Here is an 18,516-nt window from a genome sequence, read left to right on the forward strand (position 1 = left end):
GCCGACGCGGTACGGAATTCGCCCGGACGAAGGAAAGCCACGAATTCGCTGACCACTGCACGATGATCTCTCTGTCGTACTGATCGCCTTTGGACCGCCCACTGATCGCCGCTGCTCAAAGACGCGGCCTCGGCGACTGGGCCGATTGAGGTGCGCGTGATACCGGAGAGAATTGATCCACCCGCCTACCGCCGAACGGGTGACCCGGGCCGCACGGCCCCCTCCCCGGCACCCCATGAAGCGCCGTCAGATCGAGTCCGGATCGCAACGCCTGAGACGGAAGCGGAGACCGGGACGAGCCGGTACGGGGGAGGCTGTGGCGGGGGCTGTGGGGACTGCGGGGACGGGGCTGCGGGGGCGGTCCGGGGGGTGTGCGCCGGGCATCCGGGGTGGGGACGGTCCTGGGCGGGCGCGCGGCGGTCCTGGGCGGGCGCGGGAGCAGCAGCGCCCGAGCGCCTCAGGCGAACGGGGGCAGAGCCCTCACCGGGCGGAGCCGTCATGAGTCCTCAGAGGAGACCGGCGACCTCATGGGGCCTGAGCGCGGCAGAAGGCCGTACGCACGCCTCTCCGGCGATCTCGCGGCCCGGGGCGTCGCCCTCGTGAAGCAAGGCCGCCACAGCCGCCGTCATCGCCCTCGGGGCGTCGGCGCGTGGATGAACCATGGACTGCAGATGTGACGTGACGTGACGGTTCGTGCCGCCTCACCTACGGACAGCACGGCTGGGAGACGTCTCGCTGACGGGGCCGCCGGACCGGAGCCCTACGGCAGGACCGCGGTCGTCGTGGTGGGCCAGGTCATGCGGATCAGCCCGCCGTCCTTGCCGGCGGTCACCTCGACATCGTCGACCAGCCCGCTGATCACGGCGAGGCCCATTTCGTCCTCGCCCTCGGCGTCGCTCTCCGCGACACCCTCGGCCGCGTCGGCGCCCCGCGCCGTACCGGAGTCGCCGGTCACCCCGTCGCCCACCTCGATCGAGAACTTCTTCTCGTCCTCGATCAGCAGGACCCGCACGGGCGCGGCGATGTCATGGCTCTCGTGCAGGCCCACGGCCCGGCTGCACGCCTCTCCGACGGCGAGCCGCACCTCGTCCAGCACGGCCTCGTCCACTCCCGCGCGCCGTGCCACGGCAGCCGCGACCAGACGCGCGGTGCGGACATGCTCGGGAAGGGCGCTGAAGCGAAGTTCGACGGTGGCCATGCCATCCCCCTCGTTATGCGGGCGTGCGACGCAGGGGGCCGGACCTCCGTCCGGTACCCCCCACTTCTTCCTCCCCCGCGCCTGGTGGCGCGGGGGAACCGGCAAGACCGTCAGTCAGTCGCCGAGACGGCTTCCTCGACCGAGGTGTGAATCGGGAACACCTTGGTCAGTCCGGTGATACGGAAGATCTTGAGAATGCGCTCCTGGTTGCAGACCAGGCGCAGCGAGCCCTCATGGGCACGCACCCGCTTGAGTCCGCCGACCAGCACGCCGAGCCCAGTGGAGTCCAGGAAGTCGACACGTTCCATGTCCACCACGAGGTGGTAGCTTCCGTCGTTCACAAGCTCGACCAGCTGCTCCCGCAGCTTGGGCGCGGTGTATACATCAATCTCGCCACCGACCTCGACGACCGTACGGTCGCCAACGGTCCGGGTCGACAGGGACAGGTCCACGGATCCTCCAGCACCTTGCTATCGAGCGGTCGCCCCCCTGGGGCCTCCCCACCGAAGGTAGGGGCGGATCTGGCAGCCGCCATGGCATTCAATCACTTACCAGCGGGCGTGCACGACGCCCTTTCAGCATTGTCCGTCACTCCGGTGACACACTCGGTGCCGATGGCCTCCAATCCACTCCCGCCGGATGCGGGTGCGCGCCCGTCCCCAGGCATGATTCTCGAACGTCTCGCCCGGGGCGCGACCCGCGCTGCGCGCATCACTCATACGGAGCACTTGCCCCCACGCATCGGCAGCCATGCCGACTGGCCGGAACAGATCCGGCCGGAAGTGATCGCCGCCATCCGCTCGGCCGGAATCGAGCGTCCCTGGGCTCACCAGGCACGGACGTCCGAACACGCACTGCGCGGCGAATCGGTCGTCGTCGCCACCGGCACCGCCTCGGGGAAGTCCCTGGCGTATCTCGCGCCGGTCCTCTCCACGCTCCTGGACGGCTCCGAGGCCCCGAACGGGAGAGGGGCCACGGCCCTGTATCTGGCCCCCACGAAGGCGCTGGCGGCCGATCAGCGGCGCGCCGTACGCGATCTGGCCGCCCCGCTGGGCTCAGCCGTCCGGCCGGCGGTCTACGACGGCGACACCCCCGTCGAGGAGCGCGAATGGGTCCGCCAGTACGGCAACTACGTCCTGACCAACCCCGACATGCTCCATCGCGGCATCCTGCCGTCGCACCCCCGCTGGTCCTCCTTCCTGCGGGCGCTGCGCTATGTCGTCATCGATGAATGCCACAGCTACCGCGGTGTCTTCGGCTCCCATGTCGCGCAGGTCGTCCGCCGACTGCGCCGTATCTGCGCCCGGTACGGCTCCGAGCCGGTCTTTCTGCTCGCCTCCGCCACGGCCGCGGAGCCGGGCCGGGCCGCGACCCGGCTCACCGGGCTGCCCGTGGTGGAGATCACCGAGGACACCTCGCCGCGCGGCGAGTTGGTCTTCGCGCTGTGGGAACCGCCGCTGACCGAACTCCACGGCGAGCAGGGTGCCCCGGTCCGCCGGACCGCCACCGCCGAGAGCGCGGATCTGCTCACCGATCTCGCCGTCCAGGGCGTACGCACCGTCGCCTTCGTCCGCTCCCGGCGCGGCGCCGAACTGATCGCGCTGATCGCGCAGGAGCGGCTCGCGGAGGTGGACCGCTCGCTGCCCGGCCGGGTCGCCGCCTACCGGGGCGGATATCTGCCCGAGGAACGCCGCGCCCTGGAACGCGCCCTGCACAGCGGTGAGCTGCTCGGGCTGGCCGCCACCACCGCGCTCGAACTGGGCGTGGACGTCTCCGGTCTGGATGCCGTGGTCATCGCCGGATATCCGGGGACCCGGGCGTCCTTGTGGCAGCAGGCCGGACGGGCGGGCCGCTCCGGGCAGGGCGCGCTCGCCGTGCTCGTGGCCCGCGACGACCCGCTGGACACCTATCTCGTCCACCATCCCGAGGCGCTCTTCGACCAGCCCGTCGAGTCCACCGTCCTGGACCCCGACAACCCGTACGTGCTCGCCCCGCACCTGTGCGCGGCCGCCGCCGAACTCCCGCTCACCGAATCCGACTTCCCGCTCTTCGGGCCGGCGACCGGCGGGCTGATGCCGCAGCTGGAGGCCGCGAGCCTGCTGCGCCGGCGGGCCAAGGCCTGGCACTGGACGCGCCGCGAGCGCGCCGCCGACCTCACCGACATCCGCGGGCAGGGCGGCTCGCCGGTGCAGATCGTGGAGGCCGGGACCGGGCGGCTGCTGGGCACCGTGGATGCCGCCGCCGCGCACACCACCGTCCACGACGGCGCGGTGCACCTCCACCAGGGCCGTACCTATGTCGTGCAGCAGCTCGATCTCGCCGACGACGTGGCGCTGGTCGAGGAGGCCAGCCCGCCCTATTCCACGACCGCCCGGGACACCACCGCGATCACCATCCTGGAGACCGACACCGAGATCCCCTGGGGCGACGCCCGGCTCTGCTTCGGGTCCGTCGAGGTCACCAACCAGGTCGTCTCCTTCCTGCGCCGCAAGCTGATCACCGGCGAGGTCCTGGGCGAGACCAAGCTCGATCTGCCGCCCCGTACGCTGCGCACCCGCGCGGTGTGGTGGACGGTCACCGAGGACCAACTCGACGCCGCCCGGGTCAATCCCGAGCAGCTGGGCGGCGCCCTGCACGCCGCGGAACACGCCTCCATCGGCATGCTGCCGCTCTTCGCCACCTGCGACCGCTGGGACATCGGCGGCGTCTCCGTGCCGCTCCACCCGGACACCCTCCTGCCGACCGTCTTCGTCTACGACGGCCACCCTGGCGGCGCCGGATTCGCCGAGCGCGCTTTCCACACGGCCGCCGACTGGCTCACCGCCACCCGTCACGCCATCGCCTCCTGCGAATGCGAGGCCGGCTGCCCTTCCTGCATCCAGTCGCCCAAGTGCGGCAACGGCAACGACCCGCTCCACAAGCGGGGAGCCATCCGGTTGTTGAGCGAGCTGCTGCGCGGGGCGCGGCAGGGGGCGTAGGCGGGGAGCCGGCACGGCGGGGCGTCGTGGGGGTGCCTGCGCCACGGGGCGTCGCCGGGGCGGCGGTGTGGCGGGACGGAGCCGGGGTGGCGGGCGGAGCCGCGGGGCCGGTGTGGCCCGGGCTCGGACCGTGGTGGCCGGGGCCGGTTCGGTTCGGGGCCGCGCCGGGTCGCCGCGCCCCGGTGGCCCGGCCCGGGCCCGTACCCGGGAGGTGAACGGGCGGCTGCCGGCCTCGGCCGAGACATCGGCGACCTGCCCGGTCACCGCGCAGCGCACCAGGCGGGTGTGCTGCGCGGCCGCCACCCGACGGGCCGCCGCGCAGGCCACGGCCGGGCCCTGAAGGGCATGATCCGCGGCGGCCAGCGCCGCCAGGTCCGCGGCGCCACCCGCCCGGTGTCGCGCCGCGACGGCCTGGCCCACGCCCATCAGGGCCACGAAGACCGCGCAGAGCGCCGCCGCGGCGAAGACCGTCCAGACCGTCGCCGAGCCCTCATCGCCGTACCGTCTCTTCCGCAAGAGCCACCGCCTCCCCCGTGACCTGCGCCGTCAGCCGCCACACGCCGGGCAGCTCGGCCGCGACCCGTACGCGCACCAGCGCGCCCTCCCGTGCCAGGGCGATCCGCGCGCCCCGTGGAGCCGCGCTCCGGGCCGCCGAGATCACCGCCGCCCGTGGTTCCGACCGCGCCGCGGCACGCGCCCCGGCCCGCGCCGCGTCCACACACTCGATACGGGCGCAGACCGCCATCAGCCCCCAGATGAGCGCCGCCACCACCGCCACCAGGACGGGTATGACCACTGCCGTCTCCGCCGTCACGAATCCGGCGTCGTGAGCCCGCGGGGTGCCCCGGGCCCGCAGGCCCGGGGCACCGCCGTCAGAACTGCACATTGATCGCCCTCTCGAGCGTCGACCGCAGCAACGCCTGGACCGGTCCACTCGTCACGACCTTGTAGAGCACCGCGGCGAGAGCGCAGGCCGCGAGCGTCCCGACGGCGTACTCCGCCGTGGTCATCCCCCGGTCGTCGCCCCCGATCGCGCGCAGCTTCGCCCACCACCGTCGCAACATTCCGCCCCGAAACATTCGAACCCCCTTTGAACGGCCCCTAGGAAGGGCCACTGATCTTTGACTTCTGGTGCATGGCTTCTTCTGGTTCTGGTGAATGGCTTCTTCTGATGAGTGACTTCTGAGGAACGGTCTGTGAGGACCGCTTGTGAGGAGCGGCTTCTGACATGCCGGTGGCTGGGCTTCCGGCGTGTCCGGTGAGCCGGTTTGCCCGTGCCGGCCCACCCGGCAAGTCGGCCCACCCGGCAGGTCGGCCCGACGGCCCGGCGGCCCGGCGGCCCGGCGGCCCGGCGGCCCGGTACATCGGTACGGCCTCGCCACCCCACCCCGCCGCGCGCCCCCGCACCGGCCCACGAACGCCACGCGTCCGCCGCTCAGTTACGTCCCAGCAGGCCGCCTGCCAGGCCGATCAGCACGGGTGCCACCCCGAGCGTCAGGAACGCCGGCAGAAAGCACGCCGACAGCGGCAGGGTGACGAGCACCCCGGCCCGTCGGGCCTGTGCGGTCGCCGTCCGGGCCTGCTCCGCCCGGAGTTCGGCGGTGATCCGGGACGCCGACTCGACGGCCGGTACCCCGGATATCCCGGCGCGCTCCATACAGCGCGCCAGCCCTTCGGCGCCGGGGAGCGCGGCCAACCGTGGCCATACGACCGCCGGTTCACCACCCAGGCGCAATTCCGCCGCCACCTGGCGCAGCCGCTCGGCGACCGGCCCGTCGAGCGACCGGCCCACCGCCTCGGCCGATTCCCGTGGTCCGGCCCCGGCCGCGAGGCAGGCCGCCAGCAGATCGCCGGCCGGCGCCAGCTCCGCCCGTACCTCCGCGGCCGCCGACCGAACCGCCTCCGCGCCCCGTTGCCGGACCAGGTGACGGTGCGCCCCGTAGCCCACGGCGAGTCCCACCAGGACTCCCGTCATGCCACCGACGAGGATGAAGACGAGTAGGGCCGCCGCCAGGGACCCGACCCAGTCCAGCGGGCGGCCGTTCCGTGGTGCGCCGTTCGTCGCCCTCGCTGTTCGCCGCCGCCATCGGCCTCGGGCAGACGGACCCGTCCGGGCCCCGTCCCTGTCGCGCCGGACCTGTCCACCGGCCCACACCACCGAGAGCCGTCTCCGTACGGCACGTCCGGCGCGCGCCTCCCGTACCAGCGCCAGGGCGCACCACACCGCAACCATGGCGGCGACTGCCATCCCCACCCTGTGGACAACTTCCGCACTCACACCGATCCCCTCCTACGCGCCTTCCGCTGCCGCGACGATCCGGGCCGTCCAGGCCACCCCGCCCCACTCCAGGAGCCCGCCGACCACCAGGCAGCCCCACCCTGCGGGCGTGTGCAGCAGCACCCGCAGCGGGTCGGCGCCCAGCGCACTGCCCATCAGGAGCCCGGCCGCCGGCAGCAGTGCGAGCATCAGCGCGGTGGCCCGGGGCCCGGCCAACTGGGCGCGCAGCTCGTCGCGTTGATCCCGCTGCGCCCTGAGGCCGGCCGCGATCCGCTCCAGCCCCGAGGCCAGCCCCGCGCCGCCCTCCACGGCCACCTGCCAGCACGCCGCCATACCGGTCAGCCCCGCTGCCCCCGGCTGCCGCGCCGCCACACGCAACGCCTGGGGGACGTCCCCGCCGTACCGCGCGGCCGCCAGCACCGCCGAGCCCGCCGCTCCGAGCCCCGGCGCGCCCGCGGCGAGCAGGGCCTGCGCGGGCTGCCACCCGGCCCGCAGCTCCCCCGCCACGGCCGCGCACAGCGCGATCACCGCGGCCGCCCGCCTCTCGCGCACCCGCCCCGCGCCGCGGGTGGCCAGCCACCGGCGGACGAGGAACGCCGCGACCACGGAGGCTGCCACCGGGAACACGGATCCGCCCAGAACCCCCAGCACCAGCCCCACCGGCAGACACCAGACCTCCCGCCCGATGTCTCCCCGGAGGCCGAGCCGCCAACGGCGCCCCGCGTCCCCCTCGACCAGCCGCCCCGCGCACCACTTCCGCACCCCCTCGCCGCGCAACCGGGCCGGCCATCCCCGTTCCGGGTCCGCTGCCCCGTCCCCGCCGAGCAGCGCCCGGGCCCGTCGCCGTACGTCGTCCGGCCGGCCACCGGCCGACCGGAGGGCGGCGCCCGCGCAGAGCACCGCGACCACCAGCGCCACTCCGGCCAACGTCATCCGGACGCACCCCCGCCCCGCTCACACAGCTGCCTCAACCGCCCCCAGCCGCGCCCTTCCTGGAAGCCGCCCGGGCCCCAGACGGCGGCCGGCACGGTCACCACGAAGCCGTCGCGGTCCCGCTCCAGGACATGGACCTCGGCGATCCGGCGCCGCCCGGTCCGGTCGCGTACGAGATGCAGCACGACCGAGAGCGCGGCCGCCAACTGGCTGTGCAGCGCGGCGCGGTCCAGGCCCGCGGTCGAACCGAGGGCCTCCAGTCGCGCGGGCACATCGCAGGCGGCGTTGGCATGGACCGTGCCGCAGCCGCCCTCATGGCCCGTATTCAGAGCCGCGAGCAGGTCCGTCACCTCGGCACCGCGCACCTCCCCGACCACCAGCCGGTCCGGGCGCATCCGCAGCGCCTGCCGTACGAGGTCCCGCAGCGTCACCCGGCCGACGCCCTCCTGGTTGGCGGGCCGGCTCTCCAGCCGCACCACATGGGGGTGGTCCGGCCGCAGCTCCGCCGAGTCCTCGGCCAGGACGATCCGCTCGGCGGGGCCTACCAGGCCGAGCAGCGTGCTGAGCAGCGTGGTCTTGCCGCAGCCCGTACCGCCGCTGATCAGGAAAGACAGCCGGGCCGCCAGCAGCGCCCGGAGCAGCCGGTCGCCACCCGGCGGGACCGTGCCGGCCGCCACCAGCTCCGCGAGGTCGAAGGCCCGCGGCCGCAGCACCCGCAGGGACAGACAGGTCCCTGCGACGGCCACCGGGGGCAGCACGGCATGCAGCCGGGTGCCGTCCGGGAGGCGGGCGTCCACCCATGGCCGGGCATCGTCCAGCCGCCGGCCGGCCACCGCCGCCAGCCGCTGGGCGAGTCTGCGCACCTCCGCCGCGTCCCGGAAGCGGACGTCCGTACGCTCCAGCCCGCCACCGCGGTCCACCCACACCTCGTCGGGCGCGGTGACCAGGACGTCCGTGACATCGGGCGCGGCCAGCAGCGGCTCCAGCGGCCCGCTGCCCACCATCTCGGACCGCAACGCGGCCACCACGCCCAGCACTTCGGCATCTCCCAGCAGCCGCCCCTGCTCGCGCAATGCCACAGCCACCCGCGCGGGCGTCGGCTCCGCCCCGGCCTCGGCGAGCCGCCGGCGCACCACCTCCAGCAGATCCGGCCCCTGGCTCATCCCCGGCCTCCGCCCCGGCCGACCGCATGGGAAGCCATCGGCGCATTCGCCGGCCCGGTCGCACCGGTCCCGGGCCTTGTGCTCCACCCCGGCCCACCGCCCGGTCCCGTCCCGGTGGCGGACGCCGGCCCGCCACCGTCGCCCCCGCTCTCGGTCATCCGCTCCCAGAACGCCGTGCAGAACCTCGCCAGCGGTCCGCGGACCTGCGCCCCCGGTGGCACCCCTCGCGACAGATCGGCCAACAGACCGGGCTCCCAGGGCACTTCACCGGCCAAGGGCAGCTCCATGAGGCGGGCGATCTCGTCCGGCGGCAGGCCGTGTCCATGCCGTCCGGGAGCCCCACGCGCCACGACGCGCAGATCACCGAGCACTTTCTGCACCCCGGCGGCCACCCGCTGCGCCGCCGCGACCGCGCGCAGCTCCGTAGGGACGAGCAGCAGTCCCATGTCCACCTGGGCCAGGGCCTCCATCACCGCCACGTCGACCCTGCGCGGCAGGTCCACCACCACGACACCGCCGCGCCGGCGCGCCGCGGCCATCACCGCGCGCATGGCCGGGGGCGGGATGGTGACATCGGAGCCCCGGTCCCAGCTGAGGACCCGGAACGAGTGGAGGCGCGGGAGCGACTCGGCCAGGGCACCACAGGCGACCCGGCCCCGTGATTCGGCGAACGCGGGCCAGCGCAGACCCTTCTCCCTTTCGCCGCCCAGCAGGACGTCCAGCCCACCGCCCAGCGGGTCTCCGTCGACGAGCAGCGTGCGCCGTCCCGTACGGGCCGCGGTGACGGCCAGTGCGCCGGCCAGGGTGCTCGCTCCGGCGCCGCCGCAGCCGCCGATGACGCCGACCGTCAAGGCCGGCGGCCCGACGCCCTCGACGGCATCGGCGATCCGGTCCGCAAGCCAGCGCTCACCGTCGGGGAGGGCCAGGACCCGCTCGGCGCCAAGGGCGACGGCCAGCCGCAGTACTGCCGGGTCGTCCGCGTCCTGCCCGGTGAGGATCACGCCCGCCCGGCGTCCGGCCCCGCGCATCCGGGGCGCGCAGTCAGCGCCGATGATCACCAGGGGCGGCGCTTCCCAGTCCCCTTTACGGGCCGGCAGGCCGTGCGCCACTTCGGGCAGCGCCCCGGCCGCCGCACACAGCCGCAGAAGATCGTCGAGGAGTCTTTCGTCCTCGGTGATGATCAGCGGACCGCCCCGCTCCTCGCCGGCATGGACCGGCCGTTCCGATGGCGTCATTCCGGCCACGTTCCGTCCCCCTATCGCTACACAACTCGCGCATCCGCGAACTCGCGGACTTTTACGCTGCACCGATCGGGGAAATCTTGTGGATCTTGACCCAAAATTGTGGACAACTCCGGGGCTGTGAATATCCCTGTCACCTATTCCAGCGACGGGCGGCCACTTCTGGGGTTCAGGAGAGCCTTCCGCAGAGCAGCAGACTGACTACGGTGCGTAATGATCCGCAAGCAGAGAGGCTGCGGGCGCCGAGCAGGCAAGGAGAAGTGCGGATCAGCGTCCGGTGGCGGAAAATGCGTCCGGACATGCGACGACCCCCGCCGGGGGGGAGAGCGGGGGTCGTCCCCACGGCCGACTCGGGGGGGGAGGAGCCGGACCGGGTTAGCACGGTCGCGAACGATCCGTGACTTCCATGGTGTACCCGAGAGGCTTCTCAGGCAAACCCACGCGCCACACCTTACGCCGAATGGTGGGCGCCTATGCTCGCCCCGTGGAAAACCACTCCGTGCCTCACTCGACTCCCCGTACTGCCGCGTTCTTCGACTTGGACAAGACCGTCATTGCTAAGTCAAGCACGCTGACCTTCAGCAAGTCGTTCTACCAAGGCGGCCTGATCAATCGGCGGGCCGTACTGCGCACCGCGTACGCCCAGTTCGTGTTCCTGGCGGGCGGCGCCGACCACGATCAGATGGAGCGGATGCGGGAATACCTCTCCTCACTGTGCCGCGGCTGGGACGTGGCCCAGGTGCGGGAGATCGTCGCCGAGACGCTGCACGATCTCATCGACCCCATCATTTATGACGAGGCGGCCTCGCTCATCGAGGAACATCATGCCGCGGGGCGGGACGTCGTGATCGTCTCCACCTCCGGTGCCGAGGTCGTCGAACCGATCGGTGAACTCCTGGGCGCGGACCGGGTGGTGGCCACCCGCATGGTCGTCGGCGAGGACGGCCGCTTCACCGGCGAGGTGGAGTACTACGCCTATGGCCCGACCAAGGAAGAGGCCGTACGGGAACTCGCCGCGTCCGAGGGCTACGACCTCGAGCGCTGCTACGCCTACAGCGATTCGGCCACCGATGTCCCGATGCTCTCGGCGGTCGGCCACCCCTTCGCCGTCAACCCGGACCGGGCGCTGCGCCGCGAGGCGGTCGCGCGGGGTTGGCCGGTTCTCTCCTTCAGTCGGCCGGTCCCGCTCAAGCAGCGGCTGCCGACGCTGTCGATGCCCTCGCGACCGGTGCTCGCCGCGATGGCCGCGGTGGGAGCGGCCATGGCGACGGCGACGCTGGTCTGGTACGCGAGCCGACGGAAAACCACAAAGCCACGCCTCGGCCTTATTGGCCGGAGCGGCCGCATCGCCCGTAATGCCCGCGTTTGAAGTCAAACGTAAAGATCTGAGGCACGGGGTTCCGCTTCCCTCGCCCGAGGAGTACAAAGGACTTAACGGCCCGCGAGACCAAGGACATCCGAGAGGAACACCTTTAACGCAGGAAGTGGCCCACGGACCGATGCATGAATGTCGGGCACCCACGCGACGCCGACCCGTCGATTACGGGCCAGCCGCACCAGGCAACCGGACAAAGATTCCGGCCTGATGGGCAAATATTCGAGCACGCTTGGTAACCCGGCAGACATGCCAGCGGCGGTACCACCGATTGGTACCGCCGCAACCCTTGTTCAGGGGCGAATGAAGCAATCCTTCCGGAATTCTTCGAGCGCCACCCAAAGGGTTTCGTCCCGCCGCCCGTTATGCCGCGCCGCGCTGGAGCGCCTCACAGACGGCGGTGCTCTCCCGTACGCCGAGTTCCACGGCGCGTCCACAGTGCGCGATCCACGCCGCGACGCCCTCCGGGGTACCCGAGACATAGCCCTCCAGGGCCGCGACATACGCCGCGCGCCCCAGTTCGGCGTGCCCGACCTCGGCGGGGCAGATGGACTTCGGGTCCAGTCCGCTGCCGATCAGCACGATCCGCTCCGCGGCCCGCGCGACCAGCCCGTTGCACGTGGCGAACGGCCGCAGGGCGAGCAGCTCACCGTGCACCACCGCCGCGGTGACCAGCGCCGGCGCCTCACTGCCCGCGAGCAGCAGCCGCGCCAGCCCGTCCAGCCGACCGGCGACCTCGTCGGCATCCGGCAGCGGCAGCTCGATGAGCGGTTCGTCCACCGGCTCCTTGCCCAGCCGGGGCCGCCCCACCGTCTCGTCGGCCGCCCGGCCGGCCTCATCGGCGCTTCGCCCCCCGCCGGACGCGGCCACCAGATGGAGCCGCGCCAGCACCCGCAGCGGCGACTGCCGCCACACGCTGAGCAGCTGCCCGGCCTCCGCGGTCAGCCGCAGGGCCGCGCCGACCGTGCGCGGCTCGCCCTCGACGCCGAAGTCGGTGCGGCGCCGGACCTCTTCGAGTGCCCAGTCGGCCCCTGAAAGAGCCGCGGAACCACGCGCTCCGCGAAGCGCCGCCTCGGACGTCACCTCGTTGCTGCGGCGTCGCATGACCCGATGCCCGTAGACCCGGTCGACGCCCTTGCGTACGGAGTCCACGGAGTCGGCGACTCCCGGAAGCGAGGCCAGGGTCACGAGCGGGTCGGCGCTCGCCTGCGGGGGTTCGGGGGGCGTCCCCCGGGAGATTCCAGCCATGGGTACGACCCTACGCACCACCAGGCCGGACCCCTCGAAGGAGTGGTCTTCCTCACGCAGCCCTCTCACCCTGAGCGAGATCAAGATTACCCTTGGTGAACATGAAGATCGCTTTCGTAGGCAAGGGCGGCAGCGGCAAAACCACCCTGTCCTCCCTGTTCATCCGGCATCTCGCCGCCTCCCGGGTCCCCGTGATCGCCGTGGATGCCGACATCAACCAGCATCTGGGCGCTGCCCTCGGCCTCGACGAGGCGGAGGCCTCCGCGCTTCCCGCGATGGGTGCCCAGTTGCCACTGATCAAGGACTACTTGCGGGGCAGCAATCCCCGGATCCCGTCCGCCGAGTCAATGATCAAGACCACCCCTCCCGGCGAGGGCTCGCGACTCCTGCGGGTCGGCGAGGACAACCCCGTCTACGACGCTTGCGTCCGGACGGTGGAGCTCGACGCCGGTGCCGTGCGGCTGATGGCGACCGGCCCGTTCACCGAGTCCGATCTCGGCGTGGCCTGTTACCACTCCAAGGTCGGCGCCGTGGAGCTGTGCCTGAACCACCTCGTGGACGGCCGGGAGGAGTATGTCGTCGTCGACATGACGGCCGGTTCCGATTCCTTCGCCTCCGGGATGTTCACCCGCTTCGACATGACCTTCCTGGTCGCCGAGCCGACCCGTAAGGGCGTCGCCGTCTACCGCCAGTACAAGGAATACGCACGGGACTTCGGCGTCCCCTTGAAGGTCGTGGGCAACAAGGTGCAGGGCCCGGAGGACCTGGCGTTCCTGCGCGACGAGACCGGCGACGATCTGCTGGTCGCCGTCGGCCACTCGGACTGGGTGCGCGCCATGGAGAAGGGCCGCCCGGCCCGCTTCGCCCAGCTGGAGGAGGCCAACCGGCACGCCCTGGAAACGCTGCACCACACTGCCGACGCCGCCTACGGACGCCGCGACTGGGAGCGCTACACCCGGCAGATGGTGCACTTCCACCTGAAGAACGCGGAGAGCTGGGGCAATGCGAAGACCGGAGTCGATCTCGCCGCGCAGGTCGACCCCGCCTTCGTGCTCTCCGAGGGAGCAGCCACCCCTCAGCCCGCCTGACCTGCCGGACGACGCGGGCGGGCGCCACCGGCCCGGCCGGTGTGCCCGGGCGGCAGCCCGCTCCGCGTCGCGACTCCGCGGCCGGCGACGTCATGCGCAGCGCCGGTGAGCGCCATCCCGGTGAGGGACCGGACTCACCGCGCACCACCTTCACGCGCCAAGAAAAGGACGGAAAACCACAAGGCGGAAGTCACCATATTCACCGGATAGAGGGATGCATTGCGGCGAATGACCGCAAAAGCTTCTCCCTACCTTTACCTCTCATTACGGTTCATTTACCGATGCTTGAGAGTCACCGGACCATCACCCGATATTGATGCCCGCCGGTCGGCTCACGTCCCGCCGCAGTACACCGCCGCCCCACGATCGCGCCCCGCGCGACCGCGTCGCCCCGGAGGAGACGGGAATGTCGCAGACCGAGAAGCAGCCGCCGCGCACATCGCACCGCACCGAGATCCCTCCCGAGCCCCGTACGCCGTCCGAGCCCGGCTCCCCTGTGGAGAGGGGCCGGGCCGCCCGCCGGGACCTTTCCGCCTCGATCGTCGTCTTCCTGCTCGCCGTCCCGCTGTCCCTCGGCCTCGCCCTGGCCACCGGCGCCCCGCTCCAGGCCGGGCTGGTCTCCGCGGTCGTCGGCGGCATCGTCGCCGGGCTCCTCGGGGGCGCCCCGCTCCAGGTGAGCGGGGCGGCAACCGGCCTCCTGGTGGTCACCGCCGATCTGGTCCAGCGCTACGGCTGGCGCGCCACCTGCGCCCTCACGATCCTGGCCGGCCTCACCCAACTCGCCCTGGGCGCCCTGCGGGTGGCCCGCGCGGCGCTGGCCATCAGCCCGGCGATCGTGCACGGCATGCTGGCCGGCATCGGGGCCACCATCGCCCTCGGCCAGCTCCATGTGGTGCTCGGCGGCAGTCCGGACAGCTCGGCGCTCGACAACGCCGCCGCACTGCCGGGCCAGTTGGCGCACCCCCACGCCGTCGCGCTGCTGATCGGCGCCGTCACCGTCGCCGTGCTCCTCGGCTGGGGACGGCTGCCGGGCCGCGCCGGGCGCTGGGCGCGGGTGCTGCCCGCCCCGCTGGCCGCCGTGCTCGCCGCGACGGCCGTCAGCGCGGGGACGGAGGTGGCGCGGGTGGAGCTGCCGTCCTGGCGGATGCCCGAGCTGCCGGTGCTTCCGGACGACTCCCTTCCGGCCCTTGCCGCCGCGGTGCTCACCGTCACCCTCGTCGCCAGCATGGAGTCACTGCTGTCGGCGGTGGCCGTGGACCGGCTGGCGGCCGACCGTCCGGGCGCGCCCACCGGGCGCGCGCAGCTCAACCGTGAGCTGGCCGGCCAGGGCGTGGCCAATACGGTCTCCGGGCTGTTGGGCGGGCTGCCGATCTCCGGGGGCGCGATCCGCGGCTCGGCCAATGTGCGGGCCGGCGCGGTCAGCCGCCGCGCCACCGTGCTGCACGGCGTATGGGTGCTGCTGTGCGCGGGCCTGCTGGCCACGGCGCTGGAGCTGATTCCGCTGGCCGCGCTCGCCGCGCTGGTGATGGTCGTCGGCGTACGGATGGTGAGCTTCGCGCACATCCGGCATGTCCAGCGGCACCGCGAATTCCCGGTGTATGCGGCCACGTTGGGCGGCGTCGTTCTCTTCGGGGTGCTCCAGGGAGTGGCGACGGGCATCGCGGTCGCGGTCTTCCTGGCGCTGCGCCGGCTGACGCACACCCGTGTCACGGTCACGGAGGAGGCGGACGGCCACCGGGTGCGGGTCAGCGGGCAGTTGACGTTCCTGGCGGTGCCGCGGCTGAGCCGGGCGCTGGCGCAGGTGCCGGCGCACACCGATGTCGTCGTCGAGCTGTGCGGTTCGTTCATGGACCACGCCGCCTACGAGGCGCTTCAGTCATGGTCGGCCACCCACCGGGCGCACGGCGGCCGGGTGACGCTCGGTGGCCGCTCGGGCCGACCGCTCGCCGCGCAGGCCGGTGCGCACTCCTGCCGGCCGTGGACGCCCTGGCGGAATCATCACTGCACCCGGCCCGCCCCGGACCCGGCGGCGGTGCCGGAGAGCAGCGGCAGCCAACTACTGGGCGGGGTCTCCGCATTCCAGCGCCATACGGCTCCGCTGGTGCGCGAGGAGTTGTCCCGGCTGGCGCGTGAGGGTCAGCGGCCGACCCAGCTGTTTCTGACCTGTGCCGACTCCCGGCTGGTCACGAGCATGATCACGTCCAGCGGGCCAGGCGATCTGTTCACCGTGCGCAATGTCGGCAATCTGGTGCCGCCGCCCGGCTCGGACTCCTCCTGCGACTCCGTGGGCGCGGCGATCGAGTACGCGGTGGAGGTGCTGCGGGTCGGCTCGATCACGGTCTGCGGCCATTCGGGGTGCGGTGCCATGGGGGCGCTGCTGGGCGCCGCCGCACCGGAAGACGCCGAGCCGACCCCGCTCTCCCGCTGGCTGCGGCACGGCCGGCCGAGCCTGGCCCGTATGCAGCGCATCGGACGGCTGGGCCGGGGTGAAGTCGCCCTCAGCGGGCGGCCGGTGAGTGATGACCAGGAACGGCTGGCGCTCGTCAACGTCATGCAACAGCTCGACCATCTCCGGGCCCACCCGTGTGTGGCCCGCCGGGCGGCCGAGGGCACACTGACCTTGCACGGCATGTATTTCCATGTCGGCGAGGCCCAGGCATATGTGCTCGACGAGTCCGCCGGGCGGTTCTGCGCGGTGCGCGGCGAACCTGCGCCGGTCACGGTCTGACCTGCGCGGCGTCTCCTCAACAGCCCCTGAACACACCCTGAACGAAAGGTCTACACCAATAATTGTCCACAGCCCTTGTCAGGGCCGGGCGCGGGCTGATGAGCTATGACCTGGGGACACATCGGACGCCCTGGGAATGGGAGATGTTGTGAGCAACGAAAGCCTGGCCAACCTGCTCAAGGAGGAGCGGCGGTTCCCGCCGCCCGCCGATCTGGCCGCGAACGCCAACGTCACGGCTGCCGCGTATGAGCAGGCCGCGGCAGACCGGCTGGGCTTCTGGGCCGAGCAGGCCGAACGCCTGTCCTGGGAGACCGCGCCCACCCAGACCCTCGACTGGTCCAACGCACCCTTCGCGAAGTGGTTCGCCGACGGCAAGCTGAACGTCGCGTACAACTGTGTGGACCGGCATGTGGAGAACGGCCTGGGTGACCGGGTCGCCATCCACTTCGAGGGCGAACCCGGCGACACCCGCGCGATCACCTACGCCGAGCTCCAGCGCGAGGTCTCCAAGGCCGCCCACGCGCTGACCGAGCTGGGCGTGCGCAGCGGCGACCGGGTCGCCATCTACCTGCCGATGATCCCGGAGGCGGTCATCGCCATGCTGGCCTGTGCGCGCCTGGGTGCTCCGCACTCGGTCGTCTTCGGCGGCTTCTCCGCGGACGCCCTGGCGACCCGCATCAACGACGCGGACGCCCGTGTGGTGATCACCGCCGACGGTGGTTACCGCCGCGGCAAGCCATCCGCCCTCAAGCCCGCCGTCGACGCCGCACTGACCAAGCCCGGCACGGAGAACGTCCGCAGCGTCCTCGTCGTACGCCGCACCGGCCAGGAGGACGTCGACTGGCACGAGGGCCGCGATGTGTGGTGGCACGAGATCGTCGACCGGCAGAGCGACCAGCACACGCCCGAGGCCTTCGACGCCGAGCACCCGCTGTTCATCCTCTACACCTCCGGCACGACGGGTAAGCCCAAGGGCATCCTGCACACCACCGGCGGCTACCTCACCCAGGTGTCGTACACCCACCACGCCGTCTTCGATCTCAAGCCGGAGACCGACGTCTTCTGGTGCACCGCCGACGTCGGCTGGGTGACCGGCCACTCGTACATCACCTACGGCCCGCTCTCCAACGGCGCGACCGAGGTGCTCTACGAGGGCACGCCCGACTCCCCGCACCAGGGCCGCTGGTGGGAGATCGTGCAGAAGTACGGCGTGACGATCCTCTACACCGCGCCGACCGCGATCCGCGCCTGCATGAAGTGGGGCGACGACATCCCCGCGAAGTTCGATCTGTCGTCGCTGCGCGTACTCGGGTCGGTGGGCGAGCCCATCAACCCCGAGGCGTGGATGTGGTACCGCAAGCACATCGGGGCCGACAAGACACCGATCGTCGACACCTGGTGGCAGACCGAGACCGGCGGGATGATGCTGAGCCCGCTGCCGGGCGTCACGGCGACCAAGCCCGGTTCGGCTCAGGTGGCACTGCCCGGTATCGCCGCGACGGTCGTGGACGACGACGCGCGCGAGGTCCCCGACGGCGCCGGCGGCTACCTCGTCCTGACCGAGCCCTGGCCGGCCATGCTCCGCACGATCTGGGGCGACGACCAGCGCTATCTCGACACGTACTGGTCGCGCTTCGAGGGCAAGTACTTCGCCGGTGACGGTGCCAAGAAGGACGACGACGGCGACATCTGGCTGCTCGGCCGGGTGGACGATGTGATGCTGGTGTCCGGCCACAACATCTCCACCACCGAGGTGGAGTCGGCGCTGGTCTCGCATCCGAAGGTGGCCGAGGCCGCGGTCGTCGGCGCCGCCGACCCGCAGACCACCCAGGCCATCTGCGCCTTCGTCATCCTGCGCGGTGGTGCGGCGGAGGACGAGGGCCTGGTCGAGGAGCTGCGCGCCCATGTCGCCCAGCAGCTCGGCCCGATCGCCAAGCCCAAGCGGATCCTGCCGGTCGCGGAGCTGCCCAAGACCCGGTCCGGCAAGATCATGCGGCGGCTGCTGCGCGATGTCGCCGAGAACCGTGACCTCGGTGATGTCACCACCCTCACCGACTCCTCGGTCATGGACCTGATCCAGGCGAAGCTGCCGAGCGCGGCCAGCGAGGACTGAGCGCGACGGCGCACGGAGGGGGCATCCGGCCGACGCGGCCGGATGCCCCCTTGCCTTGAGCCCGGCCGCCCGCCTTCCCGGCGGCATCGCGGCGAGGAGCACCCCGACGGTGCCCCGTCCCTCCGGCGGCCCGGCGCCCGAATTGACCGTAGTGTGAGACCACCGGATAGCCG

At 72.4% G+C, this 18,516-nt stretch carries 14 protein-coding genes and 1 pseudogene; 5 read left to right on the forward strand and 10 right to left on the reverse strand.

Going from position 1 to position 18,516, the window contains the following annotated elements; translation table 11 throughout:
• Positions 1–760 precede the first annotated feature (760 nt).
• Positions 761–1,198, reverse strand: coding sequence for an ATP-binding protein (locus TU31_RS06270; RefSeq protein WP_042150523.1), 438 nt, complete (start codon positions 1,196–1,198; stop codon positions 761–763).
• 110 nt (positions 1,199–1,308) lie between these two features.
• Positions 1,309–1,650, reverse strand: a complete 342-nt coding sequence (bldG, locus tag TU31_RS06275; RefSeq protein WP_018089983.1) for an anti-sigma factor antagonist BldG — start codon at positions 1,648–1,650, stop codon at positions 1,309–1,311.
• 81 nt (positions 1,651–1,731) lie between these two features.
• Between bldG and TU31_RS39040 the strand changes: the two genes are divergently transcribed.
• Positions 1,732–4,176 (forward strand): DEAD/DEAH box helicase, encoded by a 2,445-nt coding sequence (locus TU31_RS39040; RefSeq protein ID WP_078885578.1) that lies wholly within the window; start codon positions 1,732–1,734, stop codon positions 4,174–4,176.
• A gap of 243 nt (positions 4,177–4,419) precedes the next feature.
• Here TU31_RS39040 and TU31_RS39045 read toward each other — a convergent pair.
• From TU31_RS39045 to ssd, 7 genes and pseudogenes are all read right to left on the reverse strand, one after another.
• Positions 4,420–4,611, reverse strand: a pseudogene (locus TU31_RS39045) (Rv3654c family TadE-like protein); the annotation flags it as partial.
• A 55-nt stretch (positions 4,612–4,666) separates the two neighbouring features.
• Positions 4,667–5,062 carry a TadE family type IV pilus minor pilin gene (locus TU31_RS06285; RefSeq protein WP_078885579.1) on the reverse strand — a complete coding sequence of 132 codons (396 nt, stop codon included), beginning with the start codon at positions 5,060–5,062 and terminating at the stop codon, positions 4,667–4,669.
• Entirely contained in the window at positions 5,049–5,240 is a 192-nt protein-coding gene (locus tag TU31_RS06290) for a DUF4244 domain-containing protein (protein ID WP_078885580.1), read from the reverse strand. The genes TU31_RS06285 and TU31_RS06290 overlap by 14 nt, the downstream gene beginning before the upstream one ends.
• 371 nt (positions 5,241–5,611) lie before the next feature.
• Positions 5,612–6,151: a type II secretion system F family protein gene (locus TU31_RS06295; RefSeq protein ID WP_052718836.1), complete on the reverse strand. Its 540-nt coding sequence runs from the start codon at positions 6,149–6,151 to the stop codon at positions 5,612–5,614.
• A gap of 315 nt (positions 6,152–6,466) precedes the next feature.
• Positions 6,467–7,387, reverse strand: coding sequence for a type II secretion system F family protein (locus TU31_RS06300; RefSeq protein ID WP_042150531.1), 921 nt, complete (start codon positions 7,385–7,387; stop codon positions 6,467–6,469).
• Positions 7,384–8,550, reverse strand: a complete 1,167-nt coding sequence (locus TU31_RS06305; protein ID WP_042150533.1) for a TadA family conjugal transfer-associated ATPase — start codon at positions 8,548–8,550, stop codon at positions 7,384–7,386. The genes TU31_RS06300 and TU31_RS06305 overlap by 4 nt, the downstream gene beginning before the upstream one ends.
• On the reverse strand, positions 8,547–9,785 hold the full coding sequence (gene ssd, locus TU31_RS06310; RefSeq protein ID WP_042150535.1) for a septum site-determining protein Ssd: 1,239 nt from the start codon (positions 9,783–9,785) through the stop codon (positions 8,547–8,549). The genes TU31_RS06305 and ssd overlap by 4 nt, the downstream gene beginning before the upstream one ends.
• A gap of 466 nt (positions 9,786–10,251) precedes the next feature.
• On the opposite strand from ssd, the gene TU31_RS06315 reads away from it, so the two are divergent.
• Positions 10,252–11,160, forward strand: a complete 909-nt coding sequence (locus TU31_RS06315) for an HAD family hydrolase (protein WP_042150537.1) — start codon at positions 10,252–10,254, stop codon at positions 11,158–11,160.
• A gap of 369 nt (positions 11,161–11,529) precedes the next feature.
• On the opposite strand, the gene TU31_RS06320 is transcribed toward TU31_RS06315, so the two are convergent.
• The gene (locus TU31_RS06320) at positions 11,530–12,414 is read right to left on the reverse strand and encodes a Fic family protein (protein WP_042150539.1); all 885 of its coding nucleotides are present in this window, start codon (positions 12,412–12,414) and stop codon (positions 11,530–11,532) included.
• A gap of 101 nt (positions 12,415–12,515) precedes the next feature.
• Between TU31_RS06320 and TU31_RS06325 the strand changes: the two genes are divergently transcribed.
• From TU31_RS06325 to acs, 3 genes are all read left to right on the forward strand, one after another.
• Positions 12,516–13,502 (forward strand): ATP-binding protein, encoded by a 987-nt coding sequence (locus TU31_RS06325; RefSeq protein ID WP_042150541.1) that lies wholly within the window; start codon positions 12,516–12,518, stop codon positions 13,500–13,502.
• A gap of 406 nt (positions 13,503–13,908) precedes the next feature.
• Positions 13,909–16,230 carry a bifunctional SulP family inorganic anion transporter/carbonic anhydrase gene (locus TU31_RS06330; protein WP_042150542.1) on the forward strand — a complete coding sequence of 774 codons (2,322 nt, stop codon included), beginning with the start codon at positions 13,909–13,911 and terminating at the stop codon, positions 16,228–16,230.
• Between the two features lie 148 nt (positions 16,231–16,378).
• The gene (gene acs, locus TU31_RS06335; protein WP_042150544.1) at positions 16,379–18,343 is read left to right on the forward strand and encodes an acetate--CoA ligase; all 1,965 of its coding nucleotides are present in this window, start codon (positions 16,379–16,381) and stop codon (positions 18,341–18,343) included.
• Positions 18,344–18,516 lie beyond the last annotated feature (173 nt).

The sequence above is a fragment of the Streptomyces lydicamycinicus genome (genome assembly GCF_000829715.2).
GTDB classification, from domain to species: domain Bacteria; phylum Actinomycetota; class Actinomycetes; order Streptomycetales; family Streptomycetaceae; genus Streptomyces; species Streptomyces lydicamycinicus.

Coding starts and splice junctions, on each gene's coding strand:
- TU31_RS06270 (WP_042150523.1), bottom strand. CDS start 1,198: ATGGCCACCGTCGAACTTCGCTTCAGCGCCCTTCCCGAGCATGTCCGC.
- TU31_RS39040 (WP_078885578.1), top strand. CDS start 1,732: ATGGCATTCAATCACTTACCAGCGGGCGTGCACGACGCCCTTTCAGCA.
- TU31_RS06285 (WP_078885579.1), bottom strand. CDS start 5,062: ATGTGCAGTTCTGACGGCGGTGCCCCGGGCCTGCGGGCCCGGGGCACC.
- TU31_RS06290 (WP_078885580.1), bottom strand. CDS start 5,240: ATGTTGCGACGGTGGTGGGCGAAGCTGCGCGCGATCGGGGGCGACGAC.
- TU31_RS06295 (WP_052718836.1), bottom strand. CDS start 6,151: ATGACGGGAGTCCTGGTGGGACTCGCCGTGGGCTACGGGGCGCACCGT.
- TU31_RS06300 (WP_042150531.1), bottom strand. CDS start 7,387: ATGACGTTGGCCGGAGTGGCGCTGGTGGTCGCGGTGCTCTGCGCGGGC.
- TU31_RS06305 (WP_042150533.1), bottom strand. CDS start 8,550: ATGAGCCAGGGGCCGGATCTGCTGGAGGTGGTGCGCCGGCGGCTCGCC.
- ssd (WP_042150535.1), bottom strand. CDS start 9,785: ATGACGCCATCGGAACGGCCGGTCCATGCCGGCGAGGAGCGGGGCGGT.
- TU31_RS06315 (WP_042150537.1), top strand. CDS start 10,252: ATGGTGGGCGCCTATGCTCGCCCCGTGGAAAACCACTCCGTGCCTCAC.
- TU31_RS06320 (WP_042150539.1), bottom strand. CDS start 12,414: ATGGCTGGAATCTCCCGGGGGACGCCCCCCGAACCCCCGCAGGCGAGC.
- TU31_RS06325 (WP_042150541.1), top strand. CDS start 12,516: ATGAAGATCGCTTTCGTAGGCAAGGGCGGCAGCGGCAAAACCACCCTG.
- TU31_RS06330 (WP_042150542.1), top strand. CDS start 13,909: ATGTCGCAGACCGAGAAGCAGCCGCCGCGCACATCGCACCGCACCGAG.